Origin of the sequence: Methylotenera mobilis 13, from assembly GCF_000384255.1 — a bacterium.
In the GTDB taxonomy this organism is placed as follows: domain Bacteria; phylum Pseudomonadota; class Gammaproteobacteria; order Burkholderiales; family Methylophilaceae; genus Methylotenera; species Methylotenera mobilis_B.
Genome location: NZ_KB913035.1, coordinates 816,707 through 836,706 on the forward strand (window position 1 = coordinate 816,707; position 20,000 = coordinate 836,706).

Consider the following 20,000-nt stretch of genomic DNA (forward strand, 5'->3'; position numbering starts at 1 on the left):
TTATTTAATTTTTATAAAAATTACTGATCGTCTGCCCAATGAAACTTATGCATTACCCTATGTACTAAAGGCGCAAGGATGAGTCCAGCAAGCACTATAAATACCAAGCCAGCATAAAGTGCATACAGCCCTGCAAAAATTTTACCTCCATCAGTATGAGGCGCATCTACCGGTCCCATTCCACCCAAAAGCATCGCTGAATTCAAAAATGCACTGCGCCAAGAAAGTTGTTCAAAATACTGATAACCAGCCATTCCAATCACAATTGAAACCAGAAGAATTAAAACTGCAACTGCGACATGTCGCAGGACTCTAATAATGAATCTATCAGGAGATATTGGTGGGTGTAGTATTGGCTCGTACATGAATAAATTCCACTTGTAAGCACAAAGTAAAATTTAGTCTACCATGAAAATATATTAAGATTCATTTGTGATTTGCACCAAACACATTGGAGATGGTGTATTAAACGATGAGGAGGATGTTTTACTGCTGTTAGAGATAGAATAATTGAACTAACATTAAGGTGCCGATGCATTAGCATAGAAATCCTTTTGTTATGAATAGCAAAACTTCATTGAACGACTAAAATGGTGTGTTTTTGAAGTAGACGTGTCAAAGCTATATTACTGGTTTTGTCCTGCATTTACACTGAATCCGCTAAGCGGACTAACAGTTGCAATATCATTCCCACTTCATCGGTGTCAGAATAGTTTGTCTGGCGTAATGCAAAACCCAAAAGATAGCCACTGGTTATCATTCACACCATTGAGTTGTCTTCCCAAGGTGGTATCTACTTGGAAGAAGTTGGGTATGACAGACACCCTTACACCAGCTTGAGCGAATGGGCTTGATTGATGGTCTCCATATGCTTCTAAGACACCTGTAAATCTCTGAGTAGCCCTGAACTCAAACCACATAGCGCACATTGAAAATACATTTTTTACTGATATTTATAGAAAATATTAAATATTATTAAACATACGGAATCTACAAAGCTTATTTTGTTTCAGTTTTCAGCATCTTTAGGCCAGCATTACCATTAGGGTCGCCAATTAGTATTGGAGATTGTTTAAATGCTGAATTTACGATACTTTTTTTAATATCGAGATCATCAAAACTTAAGCCTGCAACGTCAAACCAAGTATGAATGAAATTTGAAAGACTATAGGGCATATTTAGGTTTATATTTAAATTCACATTTGAACTTTGCTGCCATGCTGGTGATGCCCACATGATTAAAGGTGTGGCATACATCGAAAGTGTAGGTTTTCCTTCATTTCGTCCAAGAAAGTCATGCGGTGGAGTGTCATATACATCCTCACCATGATCGGAGAGGTAAGCCATAAAACTTCGCTCTTGTTTAGCTTCTATCATTTTTTTAATAGAAGTGACAATATAATCGTTGTAAAAAACGGCGTTGTCGTATGAGTTAATGACATCTATTTTTTTCTGATTAAGCTCTTTATTTAATCCTTCAGAAGAGTTGAATTTAGCAAAATCGTCTGGGTAGCGATATTTATATTTCATATGCGTACCTAAGAGATGTACAACAATAAATTTCTTATGGGCACTATCATTTAGAGATTTTTGTAAAGGCTCTAAAACATTTTCATCGTATTGTCTTGAATTCTGTGCGCTTGAATTGTTCATATAAAATTGAACATCCATTTGCTTAGAAAAGTTCGTCAACATCGTATTGCGCTTTGTTATAGTTTGCTGGTTGGTTATCCAAAACGTTTTATAGCCAGCTTGATTCATAATGTTCATTAATGTTGGCTTAGTGAGATACAAGTCTGGATTTTCCTGGTCAGCAAAAGTGAGGATTTGCTCTAAAGACTCAATCGTCGATGGCCGAGACGAAAATGCGTTTTTAAATACTGATAGTTCATTTTTCATCGCATCTAACCTAGGTGTGGTTGGACGCTTATATCCATATAAACTCATATGTTGACGGTTGGTAGACTCGCCAATTACCAATACCATCGTGCTATTAAGGTCTCCGTATTTATCCTTAAGATTTTTAACTGGAGGTAAGCTTTTATTCTTCTCAAGCATAGCCTCCATCGTCGCTAATTGTTCACGATAATGTAGATATCCGATAATTAACTGCCATGGTTGAGCAGGCTGTAAACTCTTTTCAATTTTATAAACTACATCACTCCATTGTGCCTTTTTAATCACATAATTCTTTAAAACTGGTATACCAAACAAAAATATTAAAATGAGTAGACTAATGAATAGCGCGCGGTTAAAAGGGATAAATGTTGGCTTAACTTGACGCCACAGTAAAAAACTAAAGATTGTATGACCAACAAATACTGGCAACATCCACCATTTGAAATACTGAGCGATGAACTCATAAGATTCAGCTGGGTTTGATTCAAAAATAATGAAAATTACACTTTGAGAGAATTCTTGTTGATAGATGCAAAAGTAGCCGAGACTAACTAACGATGTAAACCAAAGAATAATACCAATTACACTTGATATTAATTTGGTCTTATTGGGAATCAGTAATGCTGGAATCACCCATAACAAGCTCATATAAATTGCCTGCCTTAGTCCAACAAAAATCGTTGAATCTGTCACTTGTAGCAGAATATGTGTAATGCCTGAAAAATAGAAAAAGAAAAAATAAAGAGTCAGGAATGCTTGCCAATTGGCATTTAGATGAATTTTTTTGATCATTATTATGTTTGGGACTACTTTAGTATTGTTATAAAAATTTAGGCTTGTATTGTGAATATTGACCCTGCACCAATAACCGAGCCAGTCTTAAATAGAATTTTCGGCCTGATGACCTTTTAATTTGCTATCCATTTTCAACTCCGGTAATGATTAATCTATGAACCTTTATATTTACTATAAAGATGAATACTTAACGCTAACTTAAATTGGTAAATGAATTGAAATAATTTATAAACTATGAATTTGATTCAAATTAAATATTTATTTAATCAATGTCTCAATGTTCGTTAATAAGATTAGAAGCTTTAAGCATTAGAAGAAGAATAAAACTTGCAATCCACATTGACCAAAGCGTATGAAACAGAAAATGAGCTCCACGCATTTGCTGTACCCAACCTAAAATAAAGCCAATAAAAATACCTATTGCAAATACATATTTTGCTTTTGTAGGGTTAGTTGGTAACCAAAACACACACAAAGAAGCTAGCCATAAGCCTGTTGAAGCATGACCAGCAGGGAAACAGGCCCCTGCCTCTAATCCTTTTGGCACATAATCTAGCAGCTTCAGGAAAGGTGCACTACCGTTATAACGATCAATATCCCATGGACAATGTAATGCCGAGTATTTCTTTATTAAGCTTAACGTTACTGGAATGACTACTGAGGCGACAGCTACAAACCTTAATCTGAGCCTTAACCAACTATTCATAATACTAAAAGGTTTAAACATATCAATTAGTAAAATTGAGTAAAGCAGAAATCCGAAACTTAATATTAAATTCTTAACATAAACATGCATAAAAACCTTTGCAAACCATGCGGTTTTCCATGGAAATGTTTTTAATGTTGAGTCGTAGTAATAGTCCTCAATCATTAAGTCAACTTTAGTGAATTCACCCATTAGCAGAATTATTAAAGCCGAAATTACCAGCATCCACCATGCAATTTTAAAACTTATATTGGGTGGGTTCGATTTCACAAGCATGAGTTGGCTTTAAATAATTAATATTGTAAATATTGAGAACATTTGTATGTATAGTTAAAAACTATATTCTTTTTCCTTTCGGATTAATATCAAGTTTCTGATATATACAAATGTCCCTGGCAGTTGGCCTAAAATAATGACTGGCTCCACTTTATGGATACCATAAGCCAAAACAATAAGTCCTCCGGCAAGACTTAGGTACCAAAAACTCACAGGAATAACACTTTTCTGATGTCGTTCACTGTGTATCCATTGCACGACAAAGCGCATCATGAACATAGATTGACCCAGTAAGCCAACCATTAACCAAATTAATTCTATGTTATCCATTCCACCAAAGTAGTGTTGCCATTGTGATATGAGATGAGCGAGATAATATCCAAGTCCCTGATTCATTATGACTCCTCAGTAACAAATGGTTTTTTTGAACGCTTAATGAGCCAGAGCATGCCAACTAAATCAACGATGCCAACAAGTAATCTATCGATGGTGCCGTATTTAGATTGTCCATGCTCTCTGGCGCGATGACTTACAGGTACCGAGACTACACGCCCACCGCGCCGCTGAACGAGTGCAGGTAAGAAACGATGCATGTGGTCAAAGTAAGGTAGGTCGAGAAAAACATCTCGCCGGATTAGTTTGAGACCACAACCTGTATCGGGCGTTGAGTCTCTTAATAGTTTTGAACGTACAGTATTGGCTACCACTGAAGATATGCGTTTTATCCAAGTATCACGTCTTGCATGACGCCGGTTACCCCCAATGAGTTCGACTCCATTTTCAATCGCAGCAATTAACTTTTTGATGTCTTCAGGATCGTTTTGACCATCACCATCTAGCGTTGCTACCCAATCACCTCTGGCGAATTTAATTCCTGTTCGTACGGCAGTACTTTGACCACAACTAAACGCATGTGTAATCACCCTGAGTTTTGGGTGGCGTGCTTTCGCTTCAGCTAAGCGTATTTTTGTATCATCTTTACTGCCATCATTCACGTATACGATTTCAAACGCTACAAAATCAGATAGCGCATCTTCTATTTCTTGAATTAAAGGCGCTATATTTTCCGCCTCATTGTGGACTGGGACTACTACGCTGAGTAAATGTATTGGATTTTTCATTTTATGGTTAATAGTTATTTAGTTTAAGCATTCGTAACATGAAAGAGATTAAGTCTAATAATGATGTTTTAAATAATTTACTGTGATATTGAAGAGCTCTCGCAAGCAGCCCCAAATCCTAATATTGCCAAAGTGCCTTTCCTACTTAAGTAAGGTTTAAACTCTTTTAAAGTACATTGCGCTTCAGCTTTAAGTCTTACAGTGTCTGAGTCTTCAACCAGAAGTATGCTATCGCTGGTTTTTAATGACTGTAATTTTGTATCGTCAATGATTGGGATGCTACGATTGGCGTAGTAAATAAGCCGTTCATCCAGATGTTTATAACCATATATTGGCAAATGACTTGACTCTTCTGTAAACCATTTATTAATTAGTGGTATTGCCTCATAACGGTAGTGGAATACTTTAGCTTCAGCGAACGTATAAAATAAGGCATATCCAATAGGCATTAAAATTAATAAACCTAGTATTGCTTTTTTTAGCCGAGTACCGCCTTCTTGGTATAACTCACTTAGTTTGTGTCCAAGTACGATGGCGAATATTGGATAAATGGGTAATAGATATTTTGCATGTTTATCGCTAAATGCTGTGTAAATAAGAAAAGGTACCAGCAATCCAATTAATAAGCTTGAAGTGACTTCATGTTGCTTCCACCGGCGCCATGTTGTAATGGGGCTAATAAGTATCAGGAAAAAAACTGGAAAAAAATCAGCCGCTAACCATAAAACATAGTTGTAAATAGGCTCACCTGTATTGCTATATATTTTGGTCACCATATCTTTCTGAACAGTGGATTGCCATACGTCGAATCCCATTTTCCAAGTGACAGCCAAGTACCAAGATGACCCCACTAACAGAAAAATTAGCCAACCTACTGGATCACGGAGTACTTCCCACTGACGAGCTTTGCGTTGGTAGAGTGCACAAACTAACAGTGGCAATGTAACAAATAATAGAGCAATAGGACCTTTAGTAAGTACAGCCAATCCCAATAAAAGGTAGCTAAACAGAAGCCACTTTCTTCCTACTTCTTCATGCGTATAAATGAATGCGCAAATCAGTGAACTAAAGCACAGAAAAGACAAAAGCATCTCAATACCAGCTTGTCGTCCGAGCATGGAAAAACCTGCATTAGCAATGATGATTTGCAGCGCAAACAAAGCTGCCCATGCGCCATAATGACGTCTTGCATATACAAAAACTAGCATTGAAGTTGCTATGGCCGACAACGCTGATGTGAGACGCGCTGTCCATTCATTAACTATGCCAAACAGCTGAGAAATCCCTGCAGATAACCAATATAAAAGAGGTGGTTTGGTAATATAAAGTTCACCATTCAACGTTGGTATCAACCAATCATTGTCTTTAATCATATTAGCCGCGGGTATTGCTCTTCGTGCTTCATTAAATGATAGGAAAGGAATGTTACCCAATCCCAAAAGAAATACGGTTATACCTAGCAGTATTGTCGCTATCAGCAGAGCACTATATAAATTGGATTTATCTTGTTGCATTATTTAATCGCTTTAATGCATCGAGTATTCAGATCCTTGCACTCTCGTGCAATTTCATTCGATGAGACTGTTTTAGCGTGATTATCAAAAAAATCAATTTTAAGCTTATTTGCATTGGCTTTTAAACTGACGAACCCATAACCCTTATTAAAGAAACGTAAGTCTTCTGATAGCACTTTTTGTGCATATAGGCTTTTACCCCCAGCCCCATTAACGACATAATTAGGCTCACCCTCTTTCACTATTAATTGCTGATTATGATCATGTCCTGACATGTATACATCTACCTTGGCTTCTTGTAAAGCTGGTAAAAGTGTATTTTCTAGATTTGTTTTGTCTTCAAAATGCTTACCATAACTTCGAATAGTATGATGACCGGCAACAATTTTCCAGATAGGCTGTAAAGGATTTCTGATAAATTGCTCCCGTACGTAATTGGCTTGGACAGACATTTCATCCGATGATGCATTTGTATCTAGATAAACAATACGGAGCAAGGGCCTTCCATTAATGTTGCCAAAATCATTATGAAAATAATGGGCAGGCATGCGCCAACGATTTGAGCCCAGGGCCTTTTTTGAGTATTCAATTTCGGGATGAGTTTTTGGGTTTAACGATAAACTCACATCATGATTCCCAAGAATAGCATAAAAAGGAACGGTACTTAGATAGGCTCCTGAATAGACTTCTTCAAACATCGTATTCCATTCACGGCTATTTTCAGTGAGCTTAGTATCGATATAAAAATTGTCACCCAGCAACACTACAAAATCTAGTCTTTTATTCTTTCTTGCCACTTTATCCATTGCATCAGCAACTGCTCTTTGTTCTAAACTACCTGAACCCTGGTCACCTAATGCAAAGAAATTGATTTCTTGAGCATTGTCTGAATTCGATGGAATGCGGTAAATGACTGGGTGAAAATACCTGTATAGGCCAATAGCGCTGAGAGACAATACAACAAGTATGATTGACATTAGCCAGCGTTTGCTTAGCAGAGCAGATAGTCGATTTAGTGGCTGTTTCATATATTGAAATAAGTCTTATTGGTTATTGTGAATACACGCCCTCAGCGTGGTTGCGATACCATTGAACCCATTGCTTAAGACCTGTTTGTAAATTGGTACTAGGAGCGTATCCAACATCATGTTGAAGATCTTCGACATCTGCATAAGTAGCAATCACATCGCCTCGTTGCATTGGCATGAAGTTTTTGACAGCGTTGACGCCTAGCTCTTTTTCTAGGGTTTCAATAAAGAGCATCAAGTCTTCCGGTTGATGATTGCCAATGTTGTAAATTCTGTAAGGCGCAGAACTTGTGGCTGGATCTGGTAATTCAGTAAGATAATTGGGATTGGGTTGTGCAATGGTATCCAAGACTTTGACAGTTCCCTCAGCAATATCATCGATATAGGTAAAGTCCCGCTTCATCTTGCCATGATTGAATATATTGATCGGTTTACCTTCAAGTATGGCTGAAGTGAATAGCCAAGGTGACATATCCGGCCGACCCCAAGGCCCATATACGGTAAAGTAGCGCAGACCAGTGGTAGGTATGGCGTATAAATGACTGTATGCATGTGCCATCAATTCATTCGATTTTTTTGTGGCTGCATACAAGCTTAATGGATGATCTACATTGTCATGCACTGAAAATGGCATATGGCTATTGCTGCCATATACGCTGGATGAGCTGGCATATACTAAATGTTCAATTTTATGATGTCTACAAGACTCAAGAATGTTGCCAAAACCCACTAGATTGGATTGAATATACACAGAAGGATTGTTCAACGAATATCGAACACCTGCCTGTGCAGCAAGATGAATAACCCGTTGAAAGTTTTCTCGGACGAATAACTGATGTAATGCCTCACTGTCTACTATATCCATTTGAATAAATTTAAAATTTGCAAACTCTTTGATTTGGTTCAATCGGTCATGCTTGAGCTGTGTTACGTAGTAATCATTGAGATTATCTATGCCTATCACTTCATTACCACGCTCTAGTAAAATACGTGCAACATGCATTCCGATAAACCCAGCAACTCCTGTTAGTAAAATCTTCAACTAATCGCTCCCAAATAAATCACGTGTATACACTTTGTGTGACACATCGATTAACTCTTGCGTCATACGATTGCTAACAATAACATCTGATAACTGCTTAAATTGTGTCAAATCTTTGAAAATTTTTGAGTTGAAGAAATTTTGTTCCTCAAGTACTGGCTCATACACTATTACCTCGATTCCCTTAGCTTTAATTCGCTTCATAATGCCTTGTATGCTGGATGACCTGAAATTATCCGAGCCCGCTTTCATAATGAGGCGATAAATGCCTACCACTTTGGGTTTTAAATTGATAATTTCCTGAGCAATAAAATCTTTACGAGTTGAATTAGCTTCTACAATGGCACGAATTAAGTTTTGAGGTACTTTTTTGTAATTGGCTAGGAGTTGCTTTGTATCTTTGGGCAAGCAATACCCACCGTATCCAAACGATGGGTTGTTATAGAAATTGCCAATACGTGAGTCCAAACATACGCCATCTATAATCTCACGCGTGTTTAAACCATTAATTAAAGCATAAGTGTCTAATTCATTAAAAAATGCGACCCGCATTGCGAGAAATGTGTTTGAAAACAGCTTTATTGCTTCTGCTTCAGTATTATGTGAGAACAGCAAATCGACCTTTGGCTTTAATGCCCCATCCATAAGAAGCTCAGCAAACACTTTAGCTCGCTTGCTTACTTCGCCTACAACAATCCTTGATGGGTATAGATTGTCATATAAAGCCTTACCTTCGCGCAGAAACTCTGGAGAGAAAAAAATATTCTTATTTTTGAGTTCTTCTTTAATTCTCTCTGTATAGCCAACCGGTACTGTCGATTTGATCACAATCACGGCTTCAGGGTTGATACTAGCTACATCGCGAATCACAGTTTCAACTGACTCAGTGTTAAATGTATTGGTATTAGGATCATAGTCGGTCGGTGTGGCTATGATTATAAAGTCTGCATTTTGATAAGCAATTTGCTTGTCTGTCGTCGCTTTAAGTTGTAAGGACTTGTTGCGTAAATAATCTTGAATCTCAGCATCCATAATGGGGGATTGTTGATTATTAAGCATATCAACGCGGCTTTGAATGATATCAAGTGCAATGACTTCGTGACGAAGTGCAATAAGCACAGCCAGCGACAACCCTACATAACCTGTTCCAACGACTGCAACTTTCACAATATAGCTCCCATTTTTATTATTACTTCTTGGAAATGACCATGATGCCAGTGATAATCAGCATTGCACCAATGATCATTCGAAACGTCACTGCTTCTTTAAATAGCCACCATGCTAGTAATACAGATACAACCACGCTTCCTTTATCGATGAGTGCAACGGTCGCAACATCTCCCATTTTTAAAGCTTTATAATAGAAAATCCACGAACCAGCAGTAGTAATGGCAGATAAACAAAGCCATATGTAGTTAGCCTTTTGAAGCAGTTTTAACTCGGTTGGTGCAATTGTTAATAAACCAAATACGATGATAAAAAAACAGACAAAGAGAGTTCTTAGTGTGATGCCTAATTCCGCAGATATGCCAACTAACCCTTGCTTTGCTATGACAGCTGTAAAGCCGGCAAATAACATTGAGATGAATGCGTAGATGATCCAGCGTTCCATATTTATCTAATCGACGTTCTTATCCAAAGTATCTTCTGAGAGCGCATAAGATTTCAACATCTTGTTTTTTGCGAATATGGCGTTTTTTCCTGTACATATGTTTGACTCAAGCTCATAAGCTATAAGCAGTGTACAAAATAAATCATCGTGGCTAATTGCATTGTCTTTATAAGGTTTAATGTCGCTTAAGTTGTAGTCAAAGTTTTTGCCGGTCCAAGCAATCACAGGTACATGTGTTTGTTCTTTAGGAGCAATTATGTAGGGTGCGGCATGCAGGTAAAACCCATGTTCACCAAGAGATTCACCATGATCAGATACATACAACATAGCCACCTCATATTGTTCATCGTATTTTTTCAAGAAGTTAATCACTTCTGCTAAGAAATAGTCTGTATAAAGAATTGCGTTGTCGTAAGCGTTGTCAATTTCCTGTTGAGTGCAATCTCTAAGCTCACCTGTCTGGCATGCAGGTTTAAAACGTTCGAATGCTTTAGGATATCTACGATAATACTCAGGACCATGATTGCCCATTTGGTGCAACACAATCATCATATCTTTGCCTTTATTTTTTTCGATATATTCATCTAAGCCACTTAGCATGCCAACGTCTCTGCATTCGCCTTTGCAGTTTGGATTTAGAGTTGGCGTTTTGAAGTCTTCATATTTGATCCGCGTTGCTACACCTTTAGAATCAGAATTATTATCTCGCCATAAAACTTCAATGCCATTTTTTTGTAAAACATCGAGTGCGTTCTCTTGATGTAGTGCTTTTTCTTTATCATATTTTTCACGACCCAATGATGAAAACATACATGGCACAGAAACATTAGTTGACGTGCCACATGAAGTAACGTTAGTAAAACTAACGATATCTTGTTTAGACAACTCAGGGTTAGTTTCACGCTGATAGCCGTTTAATGAAAACCTATCTGCACGGGCTGTTTCACCTACTACCATAATGATTAATTCATTTTTACTGGTAGATGGGTCTAATAAAACAGCATCTTCAGCCGTCTTAGATAATATTGATTGATGAGCAGTAATATTAGATTGTTGGTTAATGTATTTAATTGCCGAATATACTGAATAGGTAGGGTTTGAATAAAACCTTACGATTCTGTGCTCACGGATGAATGATGTGTAATCTGGTGTAAACGGTATCACTAGTAACACAAGTGCCAACAGTAATAACAATAATGAGCGTAACCTAGATTTTAGTTCGATTTTAAGACTGCGAGGTTCCGGGCAATATTTGAGTATTAACCAAGCGGGAATAACACCAAAAAAGAATGTTCTCAATATTAAGGTGGAGGTGATTAAACTTGAAAACTCGCTTTTGTTAGTTTGTACGACATTGTCAATCATGACGGTATCAATAATGACACCTAAATGATCCATGTAATAGGCAGATTGAGATGTAATTAACAGAAAGCCAGCAAGAATCCAGCGTGTACACTTACCATGACTGATTACTAAGAAAAAAATTGCTGTCAATGACGTGAAAAACAAGGCAAGGGAAATGAGAAATGGCAAGTTTCCGAAAGTGAGTGGATAGATATTTAAAATGCCATGGAACAGTGAAAAATTTCCTGTCACCATTATCAAAATGACAACTAAAAATATAGCAGCGGTCTGGGAGTTAACCATATCCCTTCTATTTGCTAGGCTTCCATATTTATTTAATAACTTAGATTGCATGTTTCCTCTAAAGCCTTTTATGAACATCTTTAACACCAAAAGCAACTTACATGCCTACTATCTATCTACATGATTTTAATAATTAAAATATTTTATTTAGCATTAGTACTGCAATATTTGCAGGGATGTAAATTATTACTAGTTTTAAATCATGCAAATTTTGCAGTTTTAATTCACAAAATTCAGGTTTTGATTTTTCCAAACTTTAAGAAAATACTCGGTAATAAAATAAGGTTAAGTAATGTTGAAGTAAGCAATCCAGTCACCACCACTACTGCTAACGGATATTCAATTTCATAGCCAGAAATCGGCCCTTTAAAAATGATAGGAAGTAAAGCAAGCGAGGTGGCAAGTGCCGTCATTAGTATTGGAACTAAACGCTCTTGTGAGCCACGCTTAACAACGTCCAATCCAAACTGATAGCCCTCACTTGCAATTAAGTGCCTGTAGTGGCTAATTAACAAAATACCGTTTCTGGATGCAATGCCTAATACAGCAATAAATCCGACCATAGAGCCAAGAGAAATAATTCCGCCAGATAAAAACACCCCAATAACACCACCCATGAGTGCAAACGGTAATGACGCCAAAAAGATAAGCGTATGTTGATGAGATTTGAAATCTATATACACTATCAAGATAATTGCAAATATCATCAATAATGTGAGGCCAAGCAGTTTCTGAGTGGCTGCTTTCTGGGCACTATACTCACCTAAAAACTGTGGGTAATACCCAGCAGGTAAAGTCATTGCAGATACTTTGCTTTCGACTTCCGATGCCACAGATCCTAAGTCACGATTTTTGGCATTTGCAACAATATCGATTCGTCTTGATACTGCCTCGCGTTTTATCTCATTAGGCATACCAATAAAGTAAACATCTGCTACATCCTTTATTCTCAGCTGTGGCCCAAATGCCGAATCTATTGGTAACTCTTGTATTGCACGTAAGTCTGATTTACTTTCAGGAGCACCGATGACCACTACATCTACTTTTTGCTGTGCTTCATATACTTCACCAACCTTTGTACCTTTCAGTACCATGCTTGTCACTTTACGAATGTCATTGGTGTTGATGCCGTAATGTTTTGCAGCGTCTTTTTTTAGGCGAATCTCAATTTGAGGGATTAGTACTTGTGGCTCTACTTTTAAATCCGCAATACCATCCACAGTTTGCATGGTTTGTTTAATGAGTTCTGCATGCTCGCGCAACACAGCTAAATCTGGACCAAATAAACGCACTACTATGCTAGAGCTTGTGCCAGAGAGTACCTCTTTGCTACGTTCTTTTAAGTAGGTTTGCACATCGGTAAAAATACCTGAGTAGCCATGCATGGTTTTTTGAATGGCAGAGACTGTTTCTTCGTAATTTATATCAGGATCTATGCTCACCCATAGCTCAGTAAAATTAGGCCCAACTACCTCATCAGCCACTTCTGCACGACCGATATGTGCTCCAAAGTTTCTTACCCCTGGAATCGCTAGTAAGTCATGACTTGCCAACATACTGATTTTTTTCATTTGTTGAATTGATGCACCTGGACGCTCAAGAAAGTGCATCAAAAAATCCGTCTCTTTAAATTCTGGTAAAAATTCTGAACCTAAATAAAATGAGCCTACACCTGTCGCAGTAAATGCAATCGCCGCTGCTACAAAAATCTTTTTGGGTCTAGCTAAAATGGTGTCTAGTAACCTAGAGTATTTACTCTGTAACCAGTTGACGATAGCAATATCGTCTTCTTCATGTTCTACATCTAACAACATAAAAGATATCGCAGGTGTTACAACAAGTGCAACAATCAAAGAAGCCAAGATGGCTAACAAATAAGCCATGGCTAGAGGTTGAAAGAAAGCACCTGCAATACCGTCTAAAAAGAATACTGGCAGGAAAACCACCATCACAATCATGGTGGCATAGACCACTGCACTCCGGACTTCTAACGACGCATTTACGATGACGTTAAGTTTCGATTTTGGAACGTCTAATAGTTGGTTTAATTTCAATCGCCGTATGATGTTTTCTACATCAATAATTGCATCATCCACGACTTCGCCCAATGCGATCACTAGACCCGCAATAACCATGGTATTCATACCGACATTAAGTGCAGTAAGCACTAATACAGCGCTAAGTAATGAAAGAGGAATCGCACATATACTAATCAATGCTGCACGTTTGTTGCGCAAAAATACCATGAGAATGAGCGCAACCAAAAGCGCACCAAGCACTAATGCATTTTGCAAGTTATCAATCGCACGCTCAATAAATGTGGCTGGCCTAAATATGGTGGAATCAATCTCTAACTCTTTAATCGCAGGTTTGAGTTCTGCAAGGGCTGCCTCAACATTCTTAGTGACCTGAATCGTATTAGCGTTGGGGTGCTTTTCTACAATCAGTAACAAACCATCTCCGTGGTTGATGACAGCATCACCAATGGCCGGCGGTTCTCCAATCTCAATATCCGCAATATCTCCTAAACGAATAGGTGCTCCGTTTTTAAAGTCCACAACTGTATTTGCTAACTCTTCAGGCTTGGTAGTTAAGTTTTTATAACGTACAGCAATCCGTTGATTGGGTGAATCAACAAATCCACCAGACTCAATACTTGCTGCATCGCTAGAAGCTAGCATGACTTGTTGTAGGGTGATGCCAGAAGCACGTAACCGATCTGGGTCTATCACAATCTGTAACTGCTTATCGCGTTGTCCCCAAACCGCAACGTTTGCCACCCCAGGTATAGACATTAGGCGTGGACGTATTGTCCACATGGTCAATGTGCTGATATCCATTTGGGAGAGTGTTTTGGAAGAAACACCAACTTTAAGTACACGTGATAACGATGACAATGGAGGCATCATCACTGGAGGCTTAGCGACAACTGGCAAGCGGCCAGCCACTAAACCTAGGCGCTCTTGCACATACTGCCTTGCTTGAAAAAGATCAGTTCCTTCCTCAAACAACAGAACAACTGAAGATAACCCTAACACTGACTTTGAACGTAAGGTTTTAAGTTGAGGTGTACCATTAAGCGCCTGCTCAAGAGGCATGCTAATCAGGTGCTCAGTCTCCTCTGTAGAAAGTCCTGGTGCTTCTGTTTGGATTTCAACCTTAATAGGTGCAAATTCAGGAAATACATCCAGGGGCGCCTGCTTGATGGTATTGAAACCAAATAATATGAGCGTTAACGAGATGATCATGACGACCATGCGGCCTTTTACAGCAGAATAAATGATTTTTTTTAACATATAGTGACCTATGTGGTTTAGTGAGCGAAGCCAGTTTCAACGCCGAATAGCTCTAATGCGCCATTCACTACAACCATTGAACCTTCAGGAGGCCCTTCACTAATAATTGCTTGATGACCACTTACATAATCTAAAAATATTCTTTTACGCTCATATGTATATTTAGACTTCTGTGTGTAAACCCAACTTCCTCCATAAATATCAAATACAACTGCTGACCATGGAAGTGTTAAAGCATGAGTGGATTGGTTCTGTGTATTAAGCGTGACAGTTACACGCTGCATAGGACTTAACGCTAAGTGGTCATTTTGTATGGCGTAATACAGATGCGTGGTGCTCGTAAGTGGATCGGCTGTAGGCGGCGCATTAATGGGTTTTGCCACAAGACTGGAAATGCTGGGACTGGTTGAAGATGGCTGGATTTTGGCATCAGCCTGTTGATCTATGCTTTCTAAATCACCCGTTGGAATTGGCACGCGTACCCATAATGAATTGAGAGATGAAATCTCCATAATGGGGTTACCAGCAGGCACCAGTTGATCGCTCACTGCAAATATATTGCTGACAATGCCTGCTTGGGGTGATTTGATTTCAATGGGTTCAATCGTACCTAGATTGACCATTTGATGTAGTGCATTTCTTTTGACATGTGCAGCTTCTAAGTTCTTAAGTGCAATTTCATGTGCCGCATTGGCTTCATCGACATTACGTTGACTGCCAACTAAGTCTTGTAACAATTTCTCTGCACGATTTAGCGCGATTTCTGTTGCATTCACTTGCGACTTTGCAACGTTTACAAAGCTTTCAGCATCAGCAAGTGCATTAACCAAATTAGCACGTGCATCTGCAGTAATTATCGGTTGAATACGATAGAGTAATTGTCCCGATTTTATTTGCGCACCTGGTTTTAAGGGTGTTTTATCAACAGACATTAACTTACCAGAGATAGGTGCTGAAACGCTTACCATGCTGCCAGGTGGCGCCACAATTTCGCTGCCATATGTTTTATTTGCAACTAGTTGTTCACGCTTTATCATTGCTGTTTCTATGCCAAGTTTGCGATATGCATCATCGTTGAGATAGACAGTATTTAATGAATTCTCTGCTACAACAGTCTGTGCTGGTTGATGTTGCGCTTTAACCTCTTTACTAGGGCCTGGTATCAAAATGATAGAACCTAATAAAATAGTGATTGAGACTAAAGCTATCGCAATCCACATTTTTTTCTGTGTCATGGTCAACATCAATAGAAATTGTTTTACATTCAGCATGTTCATTTGTCTTTTATCCATTATTTAGCAACACTTATATTGCTGCTGTTTCGCATTAATTCCGCATACTTAGCAATGAGGTCTGCCTTTAGTTTTACTTCTCTCATTTGTGTATCTATAAATTGACGATTTGCCTCAAGCGTTTGCAAGTAAGCAATATCTCCTTTTTGATAAGCATGCTCTGTGAGTTGAATCATTTGCTTCATGGAAGGTATGAGTGAGTCTTGCAAGACATTCCAGTCATGGCAAGATTGTTGATATTGAAGATGAGCGGTTCTTATTTCTAAAACAGCTTGTTGCTTCAGTGATTCTAGATTCAATTCTGCTTTTTCCACATCGGCTTCTGCTCTGCTGATAGCGCCTTGATTCTGATTAACAATAGGAATTGTGGAGCGGATTGCTGGGCCTAGCGTGTGTCCAGTCACCTGACCACTAGTGGCATCGGCAGTACCAGTAAACCTAAACCAACTAAGCTTTGATAATTTAGCCTTCTCTTTTGTAGCATTGATTGAATATTGCGCAGCCAGAACATCTGGGCGATGAGTTAAAGATTGTGCGAGTAAGTTGTCAACATCATTTATATGGCAAGCAGGGGTAAGATTAGGTGACAACACTACATATGGATATTTTTGTCCAATACCCAGCAAATAGAGAAGACCTTGCATCTTAATGTTTACATCATATTGCGCAAGTTCCAAGTCACGTTTTGCAATAGCCGCATCATTTTGGGCAAGTAAAATATCATTACCATTGATATCGCCAGCTTCAAGACGCTTCCGTGATAGTGTGTAAATAGTATTGCGTAAATGGTAGGATACTTCCGTTACCTTCAATTGCTCTTGTGCTAACACTGCTTGTGCATAAGCAATCCGTACATCTTTAATAAGATTGAGCCCCGACTGTGTTAGGCGATGGGCTACAGCATCGGCTTCATGCTTCATTGTGCGTAATCTAATTGGCCTTAACCAAAGCGCCTCGATTGGTAGATCAATCGCATAACGGTAAGGTTTATTTGCTACACCAAATGCAAAGAGTAACTCAGGGTTTGGAAGTAAGCCTGCATTTACTAAATCAGCCTTTGCAAGCTTTAGGTCAATTAGCAAAGACTTAAATGCTGCATTATTATTTAGTGCATATATTACTGCTTCTGATTCACTCAGTATCGTGCTCTCTTTTAGCTTAATTTCTATCTGCTGAACAACATCAGCTTTGTTACTAGATAGTTGCTGATCATAAGCAACCACATTTTGAATGACACTTGCTCTATCTGCCGTATCGGGTATAGATTGACAACCACTACTGAACATAAGAATGGATAGAATAATCAAGTAGCAATAGATTTTATTTATCAAGCCTGAAGGCATAATTAGTCACATACTGAAGAAAAGTTGTGAGCACTGTAATGACTTAAACTTAATGGAAACTTAACAGTTGAATCCAATCTTTTAAGTTTCCATTAAGAAATACGTGGCAACATGAATTCATGTAATTGGAGGCTAAGTAGCTTTTGCCAATTAGAATTAAGGAATAGATTGTGCGGATATTACTAATTGAAGATGATGAAATGATTGGCCAAAGCCTTCAAAAGGCCTTGAAGAGCCATGCCGTAAACTGGGTAAAAGATACTTTTGCTGGTGAGCACACTTTAAACCTTGAGACATATGACTTGATTTTGTTAGATCTTGGCCTACCCAAGCGATCAGGACTTGAATACTTGATTCAATTACGTGAGAAAGGTATGTCAACACCTGTGTTAATTATTACTGCACGCGATAGCATTGAAGACCGTGTGAAAGGTCTAGATTGCGGTGCAGATGATTATCTGCTTAAGCCATTTGCTATAGAGGAGTTGGAGGCAAGGATTCGTGTGCTAACTAGACGAAAGCAGGATCGCGCTGACCCTATCATTAGTTACGGTGATGCAAGTTTAAACCCAGCCACTTTTACATTGAGTTATCAAGGTAAAACTGAAAGGCTGTCAGTCAAAGCATTTAATATTATGCAAACGCTACTAGAAAACCCTGGTGTGATTTACTCCAGAGGTCAATTAGAGGAGAAAATATATGGTTGGAATGAAGAGGTTGAAAGCAACGCTGTAGAAGTTCACATTCATACCATCAGGCGAAAGTTTGGTGCGAACATTATTCTCAACGTGAGAGGTGTTGGTTACACCTTTCCGAAAGCGAGAGCCAATATATGAATCATTCTATTAAACGATTTTTGCTAATTTACATCACGCTAGCGATCTTACTGATATATTGCCTAATCAGTTTAGCTTCATATTGGGTAAGTAAAGAAGAGTTAGATGAACTATATGATGCAAACCTGGAACAGGTAGGTAGTGCAATTGCTGCACAACACCTTGCGATTCATGATGTGACACATCTGTACAGTAATACTCAAGTGGGTAAAGGCTCGACAATACAAGGTGAGGAAGAGTTTTACGTGCGTGTGTTGGCTAAAGATGGAACGGTACTCTATGTGTCGCATCCCGATATTAAAGTGCCACTTCCCTCAACATTAGGCTTTTCCACACAAAAATATCTGAATAAACAATGGCGATTTTTTGCAATTAAGGTTAATCAAGAAACCATCCAAGTGGCACAGTCTCTTCGATTAAGAAAAAATACAATTAAAGAGACTGCTATTAGTTTAATGGCTTCTCAGTTGTTGTTTATTCCATTTTTAGTGCTATTGATATTTTTAGCAATCAGAAAAGCGCTTTCCCCACTATCTATATTGTCAGATGAAATTCAACACCGGCATAGCACCGATCTGAAACCTTTTCCAGATCATCAGTTGCCAGTTGAAATTAAGCCTTTAGTACAATCTCTTAACATTTTTATGGGGAAATTGTCTGACATGGTGGGAGTGCTGAAAAGATTTACATCAGATGCAGCGCATGAGTTGAGAACACCAATCACAGCACTTAAATTACAACTTTCTTTGCTTGAACAAGCTGAAACAAAGGATGAACAAGAACTAGCAATTCAAAGTTTAAAAATAGGTGTTGGTAGGACGGAGCAGCTAATTAGTCAATTATTAACTTTGGCGCGTATTGAGCCAAATAATCGATTAAGAGAAATTCAGCGGCTCAATCTACTTCAGTTAGTCAAAGAGTCCATCGAAGAATTATTACCCTTAGCTCATGAAAAAGGTATTGACTTGGGATTAACAAATGGAGAGGTTGCCATGATAGATGGAGTTCAACACGAAATTAAAGTACTAATTAACAATATTCTAGATAATGCAATTCGCTACACACCTAATTACGGGAGTGTGAATATTTCTTTATCTAACGACTCTGAACACGCTATTTTAGAAGTTAATGACACTGGACCCGGTATTGCAATAGATGATTTTGAACGAGTGTTTGAAAGGTTTTACAGAGGGGAAAACAAAGACACTTGTGGATCAGGTTTAGGTCTTTCAATCGTGAGAGAAATTGTCTCACAGCATGGTGCAATAATTAAGTTGTCTAACCTCAATCATGGCTTTTCATTTAAAATTACTTTTGTTAGATAAATAGATTATCTTAATGACAGCTTTGTTCCGCTTAGATGTCATGAATTAAACTATGAAGGACGAAAATTGGGAGCAGGTAAGACTGAATACTTTAAGATCAATAAAGGCGAGCTCTCGCCTAATATTGATCTTAATAGTTTTCAACTATTACTCTGAAATTTTCTTTAAGTTATCTAGTCCGCCACGATAAACGCTAGTGATAACTTTGACTGCCGTAGCATCATCTTGACCTTCAGCTGGAGTCGCAGATGTATCCTTGAATCGCCAC

The 20,000-nt window shown here is 38.3% G+C and carries 16 protein-coding genes; 2 read left to right on the forward strand and 14 right to left on the reverse strand.

Annotated features, from left to right (window positions below):
* Positions 1-20 precede the first annotated feature (20 nt).
* From A391_RS0103985 to A391_RS0104050, 14 genes are all read right to left on the reverse strand, one after another.
* Positions 21-365, reverse strand: coding sequence for a hypothetical protein (locus A391_RS0103985; protein WP_019897508.1), 345 nt, complete (start codon positions 363-365; stop codon positions 21-23).
* A gap of 634 nt (positions 366-999) precedes the next feature.
* Complete coding sequence (cptA, locus tag A391_RS0103990) at positions 1,000-2,691, reverse strand: phosphoethanolamine transferase CptA (protein ID WP_019897510.1); 1,692 nt, start codon at positions 2,689-2,691, stop codon at positions 1,000-1,002.
* Positions 2,692-2,968: 277 nt separating this feature from the next.
* Positions 2,969-3,676: a phosphatase PAP2 family protein gene (locus tag A391_RS0103995; protein ID WP_019897511.1), complete on the reverse strand. Its 708-nt coding sequence runs from the start codon at positions 3,674-3,676 to the stop codon at positions 2,969-2,971.
* Between the two features lie 54 nt (positions 3,677-3,730).
* Complete coding sequence (locus A391_RS0104000; RefSeq protein ID WP_019897512.1) at positions 3,731-4,072, reverse strand: lipid-A-disaccharide synthase N-terminal domain-containing protein; 342 nt, start codon at positions 4,070-4,072, stop codon at positions 3,731-3,733.
* Complete coding sequence (locus A391_RS0104005) at positions 4,072-4,797, reverse strand: glycosyltransferase family 2 protein (protein WP_019897513.1); 726 nt, start codon at positions 4,795-4,797, stop codon at positions 4,072-4,074. The genes A391_RS0104000 and A391_RS0104005 overlap by 1 nt, the downstream gene beginning before the upstream one ends.
* A gap of 77 nt (positions 4,798-4,874) precedes the next feature.
* Complete coding sequence (locus A391_RS0104010) at positions 4,875-6,311, reverse strand: ArnT family glycosyltransferase (protein WP_019897516.1); 1,437 nt, start codon at positions 6,309-6,311, stop codon at positions 4,875-4,877.
* A complete protein-coding gene (locus A391_RS0104015; RefSeq protein WP_019897517.1) occupies positions 6,311-7,339 on the reverse strand; it encodes a metallophosphoesterase in 1,029 nt (342 codons plus the stop codon). Before A391_RS0104015 ends, A391_RS0104010 begins: the two co-directional genes overlap by 1 nt.
* 22 nt (positions 7,340-7,361) lie before the next feature.
* Positions 7,362-8,381 carry an NAD-dependent epimerase gene (locus A391_RS0104020; protein WP_029143978.1) on the reverse strand — a complete coding sequence of 340 codons (1,020 nt, stop codon included), beginning with the start codon at positions 8,379-8,381 and terminating at the stop codon, positions 7,362-7,364.
* Positions 8,382-9,548: a nucleotide sugar dehydrogenase gene (locus A391_RS0104025; protein ID WP_019897520.1), complete on the reverse strand. Its 1,167-nt coding sequence runs from the start codon at positions 9,546-9,548 to the stop codon at positions 8,382-8,384.
* Positions 9,549-9,570: 22 nt separating this feature from the next.
* Entirely contained in the window at positions 9,571-9,993 is a 423-nt protein-coding gene (locus A391_RS0104030; RefSeq protein ID WP_019897521.1) for an EamA family transporter, read from the reverse strand.
* Between the two features lie 6 nt (positions 9,994-9,999).
* Positions 10,000-11,640, reverse strand: a complete 1,641-nt coding sequence (locus A391_RS0104035; protein ID WP_029143979.1) for a phosphoethanolamine transferase — start codon at positions 11,638-11,640, stop codon at positions 10,000-10,002.
* 233 nt (positions 11,641-11,873) lie between these two features.
* Positions 11,874-14,936, reverse strand: a complete 3,063-nt coding sequence (locus A391_RS0104040) for an efflux RND transporter permease subunit (RefSeq protein ID WP_019897524.1) — start codon at positions 14,934-14,936, stop codon at positions 11,874-11,876.
* A 17-nt stretch (positions 14,937-14,953) separates the two neighbouring features.
* Entirely contained in the window at positions 14,954-16,228 is a 1,275-nt protein-coding gene (locus A391_RS0104045; protein ID WP_019897525.1) for an efflux RND transporter periplasmic adaptor subunit, read from the reverse strand.
* Positions 16,228-17,514, reverse strand: a complete 1,287-nt coding sequence (locus tag A391_RS0104050) for a TolC family protein (RefSeq protein WP_232416134.1) — start codon at positions 17,512-17,514, stop codon at positions 16,228-16,230. The genes A391_RS0104045 and A391_RS0104050 overlap by 1 nt, the downstream gene beginning before the upstream one ends.
* Before the next feature lie 227 nt (positions 17,515-17,741).
* Between A391_RS0104050 and A391_RS0104055 the strand changes: the two genes are divergently transcribed.
* Together A391_RS0104055 and A391_RS0104060 are read left to right on the forward strand one after the other, a co-directional pair.
* Positions 17,742-18,407 (forward strand): response regulator, encoded by a 666-nt coding sequence (locus A391_RS0104055; RefSeq protein WP_019897528.1) that lies wholly within the window; start codon positions 17,742-17,744, stop codon positions 18,405-18,407.
* A complete protein-coding gene (locus A391_RS0104060) occupies positions 18,404-19,732 on the forward strand; it encodes an ATP-binding protein (protein ID WP_019897529.1) in 1,329 nt (442 codons plus the stop codon). Before A391_RS0104055 ends, A391_RS0104060 begins: the two co-directional genes overlap by 4 nt.
* Positions 19,733-20,000 lie beyond the last annotated feature (268 nt).